Consider the following 14058-nt stretch of genomic DNA (forward strand, 5'->3'; position numbering starts at 1 on the left):
GGAGGGGATGCTATGGATCAAGGAGTTTTTAAGAATTTATTAAAACATGCAACCTTTGGTTATTCTGTTTATCATTTAAAACCTTCAGTTAAGCAATTAACATCCAATGATCGGTTTAATCAAATCATTAATCAGTATGACCAACAATTTAAATCTAATCAAAGTACTAACGCTTCAAGCCCTTTTCTTGAATTTTTAGGATTGCTTATAGGCAACAAACAACAAGAAACACATATTTATCTTCATCAAAAATCTTATAAGGTGTCTCTAGCATATGATGAAGAATATCTTTATGTTTACTTATATGATCAAATGGAATCATCAATACAATATGATTTATTGACACCTGATCAAATAAAATATCAAAATTTCTCATTCCATAATCTATCCTACATATGGGAAACTGATACAAATGGTTTATTTACATATGTTGACCCAATTGTTTTTGATATACTAGGATATCATCCTAATGAAATCGTTGGGCAAAAACATTTTTATGATTTATTCCATGAAGAAGATAAAGAAACAGTTATAAAAATGGCATTTGAGACATTTGCCAAACATGAGACATTTGGGAATGTCATGAATAGAAATATATCAAAAACAAATCAAACAAAGTGGTTACTCTCAAGTGGTGTTCCAAAGCTAGATGAAAAAGGAATTCTTATCGGATACCGAGGTATCGATACTGATATGACACAATGGATTTTGTCCTCAGAAAAAGCAGAAGAATTAGAGGATCGTTTTTTGACTGTGTTTAAACATAGTCCATTAGGCATGATTCAATATGATCAGTTTGGACAGCTTGTTTTATATAATAAGAAGTTCTTAAAAATGATTGATGTTAAAAATCAAGATTTATTAAAGATGCATGTCTTAGATTTTTTAGACAATCGTCTAAAAATGACGTTTGAGCTCTCACAAGATGGAACTGCAAATCGAGTCCGTGGAAACATGATAAATCCTTTTAAAGGGCTAAAAATACCTGTTTCTGCAGATTTTATGCCGCTATATAACAATGATAAAGCGATTACTGGTGGACTGATTGTTATTGAAGACTTATCTTTAGCTGTCGAAAAAGAAAAACGAATGGAAAAACTCTTAAAAACTGATAGTTTAACTCAAGTTTATAATCGAAGTCATTTTGACTTTGTAATCGATAATATTAGAAAAAGCGATTTGCCATTAGGTTTTATCTTATGCGATGTCAATGGTCTTCGTGTTATTAATAATTCATTTGGATTTGATCAAGGTGATCAAATCATAAGTTATGTTGCATCGAGAATAAAAAAAGTTGTCGGAAGTAAAGGTATAGTATGTCGTGTTGGTGGCGATGAGTTTGGTATTATCTTTAAGAAATCAAACCTAAGTGTACTTGAATCAATGACTTCAGACTTGAAAAAACAATTTACTTTATTAAATCCTTTTGGTTATGAAATCAGAGTATCTTTTGGATATTCCATATATAACTCACCTGATGTATCGTTTACAAAAGCATTTACTGAAGCAGAAAAAATGATGTTTGCTCAAAAAGTGTATGATGGTTCTTCGATGACGCAAAATACGATTGATGTCATGATGGCAACGCTTTTTGAAAAGAGTCCAAGAGAAATGAATCATTCAAAAAGAGTTTCATCGATGTCTTGGCATATTGCTAAAAAACTCAATATCAGTTCTTCATTTGAAGAGAAAGTCAGAATTTCTGGGTTACTACATGACATTGGAAAAATTAGTATCGATGATGATATTTTAAATAAGAAAAGTGAGCTAACAGAAGAAGAATGGGTTATTATGAAAAAACATCCAGAAACAGGATATCAGATCTTAAGTGCAGTGAGTGAATATGATGATATCGCTAAAATCGTTTTATTTCATCACGAGCGTTATGATGGCAGAGGGTATCCAAATGGGCTATATCGTGATGAAATACCGATTGAATCAAGAATTATAGCGGTTGCTGATTCATTTGATGCGATGACAAGAGATAGAACTTATCGAAAAACTTTGACAACCGAAGAAGCAACAAGTATTCTACAAAAAGAAAAAGGAAATCAATTTGATCCGAAAATCGTAGATATTTTCTTGAAACAAGTTTTGCAGACCAAAATATCATCTTCATAAAAATTAACATATTATGTTATAATATTGTTAATATTAAGCAACAAGGAGATTCTGTTTATGCCAACTGTTCAATTTGGAAATCTTTATTACATGATATACATATTTGCAGCTTTTATACTCATTTTTATATCCTTGAGATTTCTTAAGTATAAAAGTCAAAAATTTAGATATTGGTTTCTTTTTGGTGTCCTTGTTTTAAATTTCTTAATTCATATATTTAAAATCTTTCTTCCAATCTATCAAGATAATGTAACTTACTTAATAACAAAAGTATCATTTGAGAATGTTTGTGCTGTATCAGCTATAACATTCCCATTCTTATACTTTGTTAAAAATAAAACAGTTAAAGATTATATGATCATGGTTGGTATTGCAAGTGGTATTATTACGTTTATTTTTCCTGTTGACGCAATGTCAACATGGTTTAATGGTCAAGATTTAGGGGTTTATCGACATGCATTTAATATCGAAAACATTAGATTTTATTTCTCACATTTTTTAATTTTCTTAGTTCCATTTTTAATGATGCATTATAATATGCATGAGTTATCTGTTAGAAGAGCTTACAAGGCACCTTTATTTTTGATCTTTATATTAATAATTATTTTTATTAATGAATTAATCATTACATTATTTGGATGGGTACCTAAATCTGAATTATTTGATCCTTCAAAAAGAAATCCTTCATTCATCTTTGGTGTTCGAGGTGATTTATCTGGATTAGGCACAATGTTACGTGTATTTGTCCCAGGTATATTCTTAGTCAATCCATGGTTTGCAGGAGATGCGTTTATGCCAGTATTGTGGTTAGTCTTTCCGGCAATCTTTTATGGTGGTTTGATTGCATTAACTTTTATGTTAATTTATGATACTGAAGAAACCTTATATTTCTTGAAATTAAAAATGCGACTTGCTCAACCTGAGGAAACAGAAGAAGTTAAACGATAAATTGTTTACATATATTTAAAGAAGAGCGTATGAAATTTTCATCCTTTTCTTTTTGTAGAAGATGTGAAAACGCTTACTTAAAATAATTCTATATAAAGAAAGAAGGTATAACTTTTATGATTTCAAAAGCAAAAGGATTCGCATATGTAAAGGCAGACTACAATTATATTTCTTACTACAAAGATGGAAAATGGGACGAAGGACATTTAAGACCAGAAGATACATTGACCATTTCAGCAACTTCAACTTCCCTACATTACGGTCAACAATGTTTTGAAGGATTAAAGGCATATCGTAGAAAAGACGGAAAAATCCAATTATTTAGAGTTGAGGATAATGCAAGACGTTTTCAAACATCATGCGAGCGCATGATGATGCCAACAGTTTCTATTGAAAAATTTGTTGATGCTGTTAAAAAAACCGTCTTAGCAAATGCAGAATTTGTACCACCTTATGAGAGTAAACACACCTTATATATTCGTCCATTTATGATTGGTGTTGGTGATAACTTAGGTCTTCGTCCTGCACCAGAATTTATTTTTAGCATAATCGTATCTCCAGTAGCAACCTATTTTGATGGTGATGCAAAATGTGTCAATATGGGTGTTTCAGATTATGATCGTGCAGCACCTTATGGAACTGGAGCAGTTAAAGTTGGAGGAAACTATGCAGCATCGATGTATCCACAAGTAGAAGCTAGAAAACAAGGGTTTGCAGATTGTTTATTCTTAGACCCTAAAACACATACAAGAATCGAAGAAGTTGGTGCAGCCAATTTCTTTGGTATCACCAAAGATGGTGATTATATCACGCCAAAATCACCTTCTATATTAAACAGTATTACAAATCGCTCATTAAAATATATTGCACAACATATTTTAGGTTTAAAGGTCATTGAAGAAGATATTTATATTGATCAATTAGATCATCTTGTAGAAGCTGGTGCATGTGGTACAGCTGCAATTATTACACCGATTGGGTCGATTACCTATAAAGGCCATAAACATGTGTTTCCTGCATCAAAAGTTATGGGTGAAACAACTAAAAAACTATATGAACTATTAATCGGTATTCAATTTGGTGATATAAAAGACCCAAATGATTGGATAACTGTATTATAATAGATTCATATAGGAGCATTTATGAGCAAATCAAAAAAAGATAAAGTACAAAATTGGATAAGAGCAAACTATAGAGTTTTAACGATTCTTTTTGGTTTGCTTTTTATTTTGGCTAATTTCTTAATTCTTCGGGTAATTCCCGGAAATCACTTAGCATACTCTCATATGATGTATATTCCAATTGTGGTTTTAGGAAGTATATTAGGTGGCTATTATGGCATGGGTGCTGGGATACTTGCAGGTTTACTAGTTGGCCCATTAACGCCATGGGTCTTTTCAACTGGAGAGCCTCAATATTGGATGGATTGGTTGTTTAGATTATTGATGATGGTATTTGTAGGATATATTGCTGGTTGGTTTTCTAGAAGTTATCGAATTGCTCGAGAAAAGATTAGTGAAATCGAATATATTAATCCTGATACTTTATTATTCAATATTAATTATTTAAATAAGAATAGGTTAGAAGTTAAAAAAGTTTACACCATAGCAACCCTTTTAATTGGTAATAGTGATACGATTTGTGATGTTGTGGGTTATGCGACATATTATAAATTTTTATTAAACATCAAAGAAATATTTACAAGAAAATATCCAGGTGTTATTATGGTTCAAACGAGTATCGATCATTTTTGGTTAATAAAGCCCACTTTTGATTTTGAACAAGAAGTTGAAGATTATGTAAAACATATTCATCAAGCTTCTCATGTCTTAGGACACCATTTGTTTATTGATTTTGCCTTTGGATTCACCAATCGTAAACATATTCATCAAAATCAAATCTCTGACTACTTTATCCAATCGGATCAAGCAGCAAGAGAAGCGAAAAAAAATCATTTGGCATCCATGATATATTCTGATCTCAATACTCAAAAAGAGTTTGAATATGAGATATTATCCGATTTTAAAAATGCGTTAAACAATGGACAAATATATTTAATGTATCAGCCTAAGATTGATTTAAAGACGAGAAAGCCAATAGGCTTAGAAGCTTTGATTCGTTGGAACCATCCAACGAAAAAACAGATAAAACCAGATCAGTTCATTCCATCTGTAGAAAATACAAATATGATTCATGAAATGACTGAAACAGTCTTTAGATGGTCTTTAGAGTTTCAAAAGAAGTTAAATGATAAAGGTATTGAATTACCGATATCCATTAATATATCGACGAAAAACTTATACAATAAAGACTTTTACAACCGTATGAGTAAGATTTTAAAGGAATACAATATTAAACCTAGTTTAATTGAGTTAGAAATTACAGAAACGATTTTAATGGAAAATCCTGAAGATAGTAAATTAATTCTTGATAGCTTTTCCAATGAAGGTTATCGTATCGCGATTGATGACTTTGGTAAAGGTTATTCATCACTTGATTATATTGCCCAATTCCCTATCACAACCATTAAGGTCGATCGGTTTTTCACAAAACAAATATTAATTAATCCAACCACTCAACATATTGTTAAAGCGACCATTGATTTAGCAAAACAATTAGGTTATGAAGTCGTTATCGAAGGTGTTGAAGATGTTGAGACCGCTGATTTAATGCAAAAGCTAGGTGGTCAGAGTGCTCAAGGATATTTATTTATGAGACCTCGAGGTGAAGATGAGTTAATCACTTATTTAAATCAATATAGAGACGAATTAAAAAAGGGATAATTTTTTATCCCTTTTCAGTTGATTCGATAAAGTGATACCTGCGGTTGATTAGTTCAAAGCTTGTTGTTTTCGTTGATGTCTCAAAGACAGCAAGGAAAATAACAATTAAGACACTATAAGGTACTGCATACTGGACATTATCAATAAGTCCATGAACTTGGCTTGCGATATATCCAATTAAGAATAATGTTTTTTCTAAAGTTAAATCAATAGCCATAAATTTAAAGACTTGGAAATAATGGATTGCTAAGGCAACTAAACCAAACATGCCCATCGCTGCAATTGCTTGAATTAATGTAGAGTGATACATAAAGAGTCTTGACCCTGGATTTATATTTTGAAGTGATAACCATCCTCCACCAAAAATTGGATAATTTTTAAAGACTTCCCAACCGGTTCTATAAATGGTAATGCGTCCACTTGAAAAAGCATCAAAGTCATCATGTAGAGATTCTATAAAAAATTCATACCAGATATGAAACGCTTGTCTACCCATATAAAATATCGTAACTGTGAAAGCAAGAAATACTAAACCGTGTGTTAAGTGTTTCTTGTTTCCTTTTAGCCAAAAGAATAAAATCACACCGATGACTGCTACTGCAAAACCGATTACACCACCACGGGACTTAGATAAAATGACTGCGATCACTGGTAGAATCATTAAAAACCATACTAAATAAGTTCTTGGTTTCTTAAAAATAAAGTATAAGTAACTTGGAAAAGTTAATGCGATATAAAAACACATATCATTAATATTCGCCCAACCTAAGTTTCTTCCCCATCCAGAGAATATTCTATAATAGAACTCTAATTCAGGGTTTGCTATGTATCCTTGATATAAGTAGAAGAATACTTGGAAGACCATAAGTAGATTGATAAACATCATGACTTTAAATAAATAGTTAAGATTGCCTTTAACAGTTGATGTAAAAAAGATATAAACGAGTAGATATAACAGTCCCATCATGGATACAGGAATGGCTCTAATATCGAATGGAAGATAGATTAATGGTGCAATGTATGAGACTCCAATCAGACAAATACCTAAAAAGAAGATGCCTTGATTAAACTTGGGTTTAAATCTGATTAAATGAACCATTGGACCAATAAAAAAGATGCCAAGTGCAAGATATGGGAATCCCATAGCTGCTACTGTATCAAAATCCATATTTGATTTGTTTAGCACAAATAATAACGAAATAACTGAAGGCAAAATATATAGCGTATTCTTATAGAAAATAAGAATTAAAGTGTTGACTAAAATCAAAAAAAAGACACCTAACATATTATATAAGTTAAAATCATATGGTGGTGTATCTTGATAAAATGACCATGCTATGAATGTTATTAAAAAGATTGATGCTATATAGAATCCACTGCCTAAAAACTGTTCTATTTTTTTCATGTATGCCCCCATTAAGTCTTACTATTCATTATAAAGATTTATTGACAAAAAGTCAAAATGTTGAGACAATATTTCAAAAAAATGTATTTCAATCCGTGATGTTGAACTTGATGAAAAAATGTACGCATCACCTAATGGTCTTTTTTATGAAAAGATATGTGCGAAAAAAAGATCAATTTTCTTTAATTGAATATCAAATATAAAATTGACATATATGTATAGACATGTTACTATTGATATGAAATCAAAAATTATCTATTAGCATAGTTAAAAGGTTAACTTTACTAGCATCTAAAGATAGATGTTATAAGTTGCATATACATATTAACAATTTTGTTATGCATATATAAATCGTTCAATTCTATATTTTAAAACCATAGTTAAGGGGAAGGAAAATGTCATATATAAGAAGCATTTCCAGTAATAAAACCGGTGTGCAAGAAAGTGAAATGTTTAGTGATTCCATCAATTTGAAATGCGATTTTGTTATGGTTTATGGTTTTCATAATCATCTTGATGATAGAGTAACTCAATTTATGGATCGAGGTTATATTGTTCATTTTATGACCGGTATTTCTTGGGGACATTATCAAGAATATCTTTATGGAGATTATGATCAAAAAACACATTGGAATGAAGCACAAATGGATTTTAATGGAGAACGAGTTCTTCATGGTAAAGACATCCCTTATATGGTACCAACATATACTTATACAAAATACTTAATTCACAAACTTAAACATGTCATCGACTTAGGTGTCGAACATATTCACCTAGAAGAACCAGAATTTTGGCAACATTCAGGTTATTCTGAAGCTTTTCAAGATGAATATTTACTATATTATAAGAAAAACTTAAACAAAAAAGATGACACGATTGATACAATCTATAAAATTGCAAAACTAAAGGCATACTTATATAAACGTGCAATACAACACATCGCATATGCAATAAAGCATTATGCACAAACAACTTATCAAAAACTAATTAAAGTCTATATACCAACTCATAGTTTACTCAACTATACACAATGGCATTTAGTCTCTCCAGAATCTCTATTAGCAACGATACCAGAAATTGATGGATATATAGGACAAATATGGGCTGGGACTTCAAAAGTACTCAATACATTTGAAGGCAATACAAAAGAACGTACTTTTGAAACGGCATTTCTTGAATATGGAATCATGCAGGCTTTAGTGGATGGTACAGACAAGCATATGTGGTTTTTAAACGATCCAATTGAAGATAACCAAAAACTGTCCTGGGAAGACTATGCTTACGATTACAAGCGAACTTTGACCGCATCTTTGCTACACCCTAAAATTAACTCTTATGAAATTTGTCCTTGGCCAACAAGAGTATTTAATAGAATGCTTCCAAAGCTTGATATAAATGAACAAAGCAAACACAAACCTAAATACATTCCAAAGACATATGATGTTTTTTTAAACAACACCTTTCAGATGTTAGGCGACATGCCTAAAGCAGAAGTGATATACGATGATATTGATTTTAAAATAGGCATGTTTTTATCGGATAGTGCGATGTATCAAAGAAAATTACCTCGATCTACTCAAGACAAAAATGATTTATTAAGAGTCAGTTCTGAGTTTCCAGACTATTATGGAATTACTCTACCTTTATTGAAAAGAGGCATTCCTATACTTGGCGCAGTACTTGACAATATAACAAGATTTCCAAATACACTGGATTCTTATGATGTCTTATTGTTATCATATGATTTTATGAAACCAAGCCATATAGACATTCATTATGCACTCAAGCGTTTTGTGGATGAAGGGAAGACCTTAATTTTCATTGGAACTGATGATGACATATTTAACGGTGTTTCTGAGTGGTGGAATCAAAAAGACTTAACTGCTACACCACAAAAACATCTATTTGACATATTTGGTGTAAAAAGCTATGCGTCCAATATATATTCAATAGGCAAAGGTATTTTCGCTTATTACAATATAAATAGCCATAAAATTACAACATCAAAGACATTATCTAGTTCACTGTATAATTTTGTTGTCTCTGTTTTAAACCAATCAAATCTTCGCTTTAAAGAACAAAATTATATTAAACTTACGCGTGGAAAATATACAATTGTTTCTTGCATGGATGAGAGCATAAATCAAAATGCATATCATTTAAAAGGAATTTATGCAGATATGTTTTCTTTATCATTTGAAGTTGTAAGAAATCCAAAAATCAAAGTTGGTGATGTTGGTGTATTTTATGACACAACAACTGCTCAAGATGGGGATATTATTGGATCTACATATCGCATATTAAAATATGAACAATTCGAAAACGAATATGACTATGATTTAAGTGGCAAGAAAAATATTGATGGATATATTAGAGTGAAACTAATGACAAAACCAAAGTGTGTCATGTGCGATAAAATACCATTAATCCACCAATATGACGATGATTCACAGACTTTACTCATTCATATGAATCTTAAAAATGATTTAGAAAAAATAAAAATTTTTACATAGAGAGGAAAATTTATGGAGTTTAATTTAGATTATGAAAAAGGTGTTATTGATCAGTTAAAGCATATGATCAATCATCTTGTAAAAAATAAGATTGATACAAAAATTGCTGATTTGACTATTCAAGGTTTTATCACTGATGAACCCATACCCTTTAGGGATATCAGTGATCATGCTTTAAAACCATTTAAGATTGGTGATTCATGGGGTAAGAACTTTGCATGTGGATGGTTTAGAATTACGGGTCATTTAAAATCATTTAGTCAACCATTATACCTGAAGTTAGACTTATCAGGTGAAGCATGCTTATTCGACAATTCAGGAACGCCCCTTAAAGGTTTTACAAACGGAAGTTCAACATTTGATCGTACTCATGGAGAACCTGGTAAAGTTTACTATCAAATCAATCATTTGATTCAAGAAAATGGATCTTTAGATTTTTGGGTTGAAGCAGGATCGAATGATTTATTTGGTGTTTTATGTGATGAAGGAAGATTTAAAGCATGTGAGATTGTTGCACAAAATGAAGATTTAAAAACCTTATATGACGATTTGGAAACACTATTATCACTGTTACAAGTTATTGATCAAGAATCTGAGCATTTTGCAGCTATTTATGAAGGTTTAAGGTCGATTTATTACCTTATCGTTTATGAGGAAGACGAATGGATTGCAAAATCAATAGAGACTTCCAAAAAACTATTATCACAAAAAACTAATTACTTATTGAAAATAACAGCCATAGGTCATGCACATATGGATTTAGCATGGTTATGGCCAATTAGAGAAACAAGAAGAAAAATAGGCAGAACGTTTGCGAGTGTTATTGATTTATTGGATCACCATCCTGATTTTGTTTTTGGTGTATCACAACCACAAATGCTAACATGGGTCAGTGAAGATTACCCTTTATTGTTTGAAAAAATTAAAGCTTATGTAAAAATGAACAGAATCGAGTTACAAGGTGGAATGTGGGTCGAAGCTGATACTAATGTTTCAGGTGAAGAAGCATTAGTAAGACAAATGTTGTATGGTATTGAATATTATAAAAAGACGTTTAATTTTCGTGTTAGAAACCTATGGTTACCTGATGTATTTGGATATAGTGGTAGTCTTCCACAAATTATAAGTAAATCAGGCCTTGATTATTTTATGACTACAAAGTTATCTTGGAGTTTAATTAATCGCTTTCCATATCATAGTTTTAATTGGCTAGGTATAGATGGCTCTAAGACATTGAGTCATATGCCACCAGAAGGTACTTATAATAGTTCAATTTTGCCTAAATCAACAATGTTAATTGATAAGCAATATAAAGAAAAAGAAATTGCTCCACTTGCGCTTGCAGTTTATGGTATTGGTAATGGTGGTGGAGGTCCAGGATATGAGCATTTAGCGAGAATAGATAGACAAAAGAACTTAGCGCCACTTCCAAAAGTAAGTTATGGCACTAGTGCATCATTTTTTGATGAATTGAAAGCCTATGAGGATAAACTGCCTTCATGGCAAGGAGAACTTTATTTGGAAAATCATCAAGGAACATATACAACACAGTCGAATGTTAAACAATATAACAGAAAACTAGAACAAAAACTAAGAAGTCTTGAAGTTTTATTATCGATGACTCAAGGGTATACATCTGAAATACAAAATAAGCTTGATGAAATATGGAAGGAATTTTTACTTTATCAGTTTCATGACATCTTGCCAGGTTCATCAATAAAAAGAGTCTATGATGAATGTCTTGTTCGTTATCAAGTTCTTGATCAAGAGCTAGATTCATTATTCTCAGTAATTGATAAATCATATCTTTCAGAAACTATGGAAACAAAATTATTATTTAATCCACTGTCATATCCAGTGAAAATTGTTCAAAAATACAATCAAAATTATTACAATTATGTAATTGATGCATATTCATTTGCTAAAGCCAAAAACATCCATACTCTAAATCATGGATTAACTGTTAATCATGTTAAAACCAAAGATCTAATAATCCAATTTGATGATCAAACTGGACAGCTGACATCCATTTATCACATAAAACAAAAAAAAGAGTTGCTTAGAGATGGTAAAGGTAATATACTTTCAGTTTATAAAGATTATGGTGATGCGTGGAACATCCCTGATCACTATAGAAAACAAACGCCTCAAGTGATGAAACTAGAGCTAAGAGAAGTAAGAAATAGCTCACAGTTTATTGAACTAACACATTACTACTCCTTTAAGCAATCAAAATTGAAAGAGATTGTCTTAATTGATCTTGAACTCAGTACAATCACATTCAATCATGATGTAGATTGGAAGGATATGGGTTATATGTTAAGAACAAGTTTCCCTCTATCCATCAAGTTTGATGAAGCAAACTTTGATATCCAATACGGAGAACTTAAGCGATCAGCAAGAAACCATACGAGAATTGAAAAAGCACAATTTGAGGTTAGCGCACATCAATGGGTTTCTGTCAGTGATCAAAGCTTAGGATTTAGTTTAATTAACCAATCTAAATACGGCTATTATGTAAAAGATCAAGTCGTTGATATGAACTTACTGAGAACAACCAATTATCCATGTAAGGATGCAGATATTGATCGTACATCCTATAGATATCAAATTGTTGTCCATAAGGGGAATCACCATCATGAGAAAATCGATCAACAAGCGATGCAGTTTAATGCCTTTTATCCATCTTACGACAATGCACTAAACACGATGACTTTTATTAAAAACTTAGACGCATCCATAGAGGTTAGTGCAATCAAGAAAGCTTATGATGAAAATGGTTATATTATCAGACTTTATAATAGAACCACTAAAGATCAATATGTTACACTAAATTTTAATGAAACATTCAAAATGATAACACAAACAAACATGGTAGAAGAACCACTTGAAATAGTTTTTGATAAGAATCAAAATTTTACTCCATTTGAGGTTAAAACATTTAGATTAGCATAATGCAACAAAAAAGTACGCAAAAAACGCGTACTTTTTTGTTATATTTGATTAGATTAGATTTTGATCCCATAATTCAATAAATTCAATTAACTCTTTGTATGTTGGGCTTTTAGCGTTTCTTACATAATATCCACTCGTCGACATTCCCATTAACAAGGCTTCATCTGGACTTAACCCAAGCATTAAACCTAATGTTAATCCTGCATTAAAATTATCCCCTGCACCTGTTGTCAATTTAGGATTAGAAACATAGGGTCCCAGTTCCTCATAATAAGTGTTCTCGATGGTAATACACGATTTGTTAACAGGATGTATAACAACACCGTAGATACCTAATGAATTGTATAAAGCTTGACTTAGATCCTTTAGATGATCAGATGTCTCATTCGTTTTATAAACTCCTAAGACATTTCCAATATCAAATGCTTCTTTTTTATTTAAACCTAAAATAACATTGAAGTGAGAATTGAACAATTTTAAAACATTTAATGCATCAATAATATCCTCATTTTCTCTTTTCTCTGGATCTGCTAAATCAACAAAAAAGAGTGGTTTATTTTTATGTATGGGTAATTGAGGCAATATATGGATTATAAGTTTGTTCCATAAATCGGTCATATTAGGTATCATAGACCAATTAACAGTCGCAAGCATATTTGCATTGCTTAATAAGTTCAACAATTGAGATTCACCAACGACATCTAATAGTTTTTCATAAGTAATATCGTTTAAATACGCCATTTTACCTAACATTAATTTCCCATCATGAAACTCTAGGGCATCTGTGTGACCATTAATTGCAAGTGAGTAAACATTTACTTTGTTAACCATTTCCTTAAAGACATCATCGATATGTGGTGCACCAAGTGCGCCAATATAGGTAATGGATGGCTGATGCATTGCTAGAGCATTACACATAATAGGTCCATTCCCACCTATTTTTTTTTGCATAGGAATCAATTCTATGTTGGTGGATAACCCACTAGCTTTTGCTATTCTAGTCGCAAGAGCACCAATTGTCTCGATTCTAGTATAATTATCCTTATCAACCCATTTGTCGACTAAATGAATAATTTCATCGACAAATCCATCAAGTCCAATGACCATGTTCAATTGTTTAGGATCTTTTTGCTTAAGTTTTTTTACCAATTCTAGTTTTTTACTCATATCATTACTCCTCGATGTTAATTTTATGATAACAAAAATAGTATACCAAAAAAAAGGTGTAAGAACAATTGATTTTCTTTAAAATAATCTCTTATATTTACTAAAATCATAAGATGTCATTGTAATCTTGAACATCCTAGTTTAAAATAGATGTGTATAGACAAGC

At 31.3% G+C, this 14058-nt stretch carries 8 protein-coding genes; 6 read left to right on the forward strand and 2 right to left on the reverse strand.

Features of this window, described 5'->3' with window-relative positions:
• Nucleotides 1-12 precede the first annotated feature (12 nt).
• The 4 genes from QJ521_RS02430 (at nt 13) to QJ521_RS02445 (ending at nt 5852) form a co-directional block, all read left to right on the forward strand.
• Nucleotides 13-2121 (forward strand): sensor domain-containing diguanylate cyclase/phosphohydrolase, encoded by a 2109-nt coding sequence (locus QJ521_RS02430; protein ID WP_282838825.1) that lies wholly within the window; start codon nt 13-15, stop codon nt 2119-2121.
• 57 nt (nt 2122-2178) lie between these two features.
• Entirely contained in the window at nt 2179-3069 is an 891-nt protein-coding gene (locus QJ521_RS02435; RefSeq protein WP_282838826.1) for a TMEM164 family acyltransferase, read from the forward strand.
• Between the two features lie 116 nt (nt 3070-3185).
• Nucleotides 3186-4190, forward strand: coding sequence for a branched-chain amino acid aminotransferase (locus QJ521_RS02440; RefSeq protein WP_282838827.1), 1005 nt, complete (start codon nt 3186-3188; stop codon nt 4188-4190).
• 21 nt (nt 4191-4211) lie between these two features.
• Entirely contained in the window at nt 4212-5852 is a 1641-nt protein-coding gene (locus QJ521_RS02445; RefSeq protein WP_282838828.1) for an EAL domain-containing protein, read from the forward strand.
• Between the two features lie 4 nt (nt 5853-5856).
• On the opposite strand, the gene QJ521_RS02450 is transcribed toward QJ521_RS02445, so the two are convergent.
• Nucleotides 5857-7257 (reverse strand): O-antigen ligase family protein, encoded by a 1401-nt coding sequence (locus tag QJ521_RS02450; protein WP_282838829.1) that lies wholly within the window; start codon nt 7255-7257, stop codon nt 5857-5859.
• 395 nt (nt 7258-7652) lie between these two features.
• Between QJ521_RS02450 and QJ521_RS02455 the strand changes: the two genes are divergently transcribed.
• Both QJ521_RS02455 and QJ521_RS02460 read left to right on the forward strand, forming a co-directional pair.
• Nucleotides 7653-9770, forward strand: a complete 2118-nt coding sequence (locus QJ521_RS02455) for a hypothetical protein (protein ID WP_282838830.1) — start codon at nt 7653-7655, stop codon at nt 9768-9770.
• A 12-nt stretch (nt 9771-9782) separates the two neighbouring features.
• Nucleotides 9783-12725: an alpha-mannosidase gene (locus tag QJ521_RS02460; RefSeq protein WP_282838831.1), complete on the forward strand. Its 2943-nt coding sequence runs from the start codon at nt 9783-9785 to the stop codon at nt 12723-12725.
• Between the two features lie 48 nt (nt 12726-12773).
• On the opposite strand, the gene QJ521_RS02465 is transcribed toward QJ521_RS02460, so the two are convergent.
• Nucleotides 12774-13892 (reverse strand): PfkB family carbohydrate kinase, encoded by a 1119-nt coding sequence (locus QJ521_RS02465; RefSeq protein ID WP_282838832.1) that lies wholly within the window; start codon nt 13890-13892, stop codon nt 12774-12776.
• Nucleotides 13893-14058: the final 166 nt, after the last annotated feature.

Origin of the sequence: Peloplasma aerotolerans, from assembly GCF_030012175.1 — a bacterium.
GTDB lineage: Bacteria > Bacillota_I > Bacilli_A > Acholeplasmatales > Acholeplasmataceae > Peloplasma > Peloplasma aerotolerans.

What these genes read in the sequence shown, in the direction of transcription:
- QJ521_RS02465 (WP_282838832.1), bottom strand. Translation starts at nt 13,892, where the DNA reads ATGAGTAAAAAACTAGAATTGGTAAAAAAACTTAAGCAAAAAGATCCT.
- QJ521_RS02445 (WP_282838828.1), top strand. Translation starts at nt 4,212, where the DNA reads ATGAGCAAATCAAAAAAAGATAAAGTACAAAATTGGATAAGAGCAAAC.
- QJ521_RS02460 (WP_282838831.1), top strand. Translation starts at nt 9,783, where the DNA reads ATGGAGTTTAATTTAGATTATGAAAAAGGTGTTATTGATCAGTTAAAG.
- QJ521_RS02455 (WP_282838830.1), top strand. Translation starts at nt 7,653, where the DNA reads ATGTCATATATAAGAAGCATTTCCAGTAATAAAACCGGTGTGCAAGAA.
- QJ521_RS02440 (WP_282838827.1), top strand. Translation starts at nt 3,186, where the DNA reads ATGATTTCAAAAGCAAAAGGATTCGCATATGTAAAGGCAGACTACAAT.
- QJ521_RS02430 (WP_282838825.1), top strand. Translation starts at nt 13, where the DNA reads ATGGATCAAGGAGTTTTTAAGAATTTATTAAAACATGCAACCTTTGGT.
- QJ521_RS02450 (WP_282838829.1), bottom strand. Translation starts at nt 7,257, where the DNA reads ATGAAAAAAATAGAACAGTTTTTAGGCAGTGGATTCTATATAGCATCA.
- QJ521_RS02435 (WP_282838826.1), top strand. Translation starts at nt 2,179, where the DNA reads ATGCCAACTGTTCAATTTGGAAATCTTTATTACATGATATACATATTT.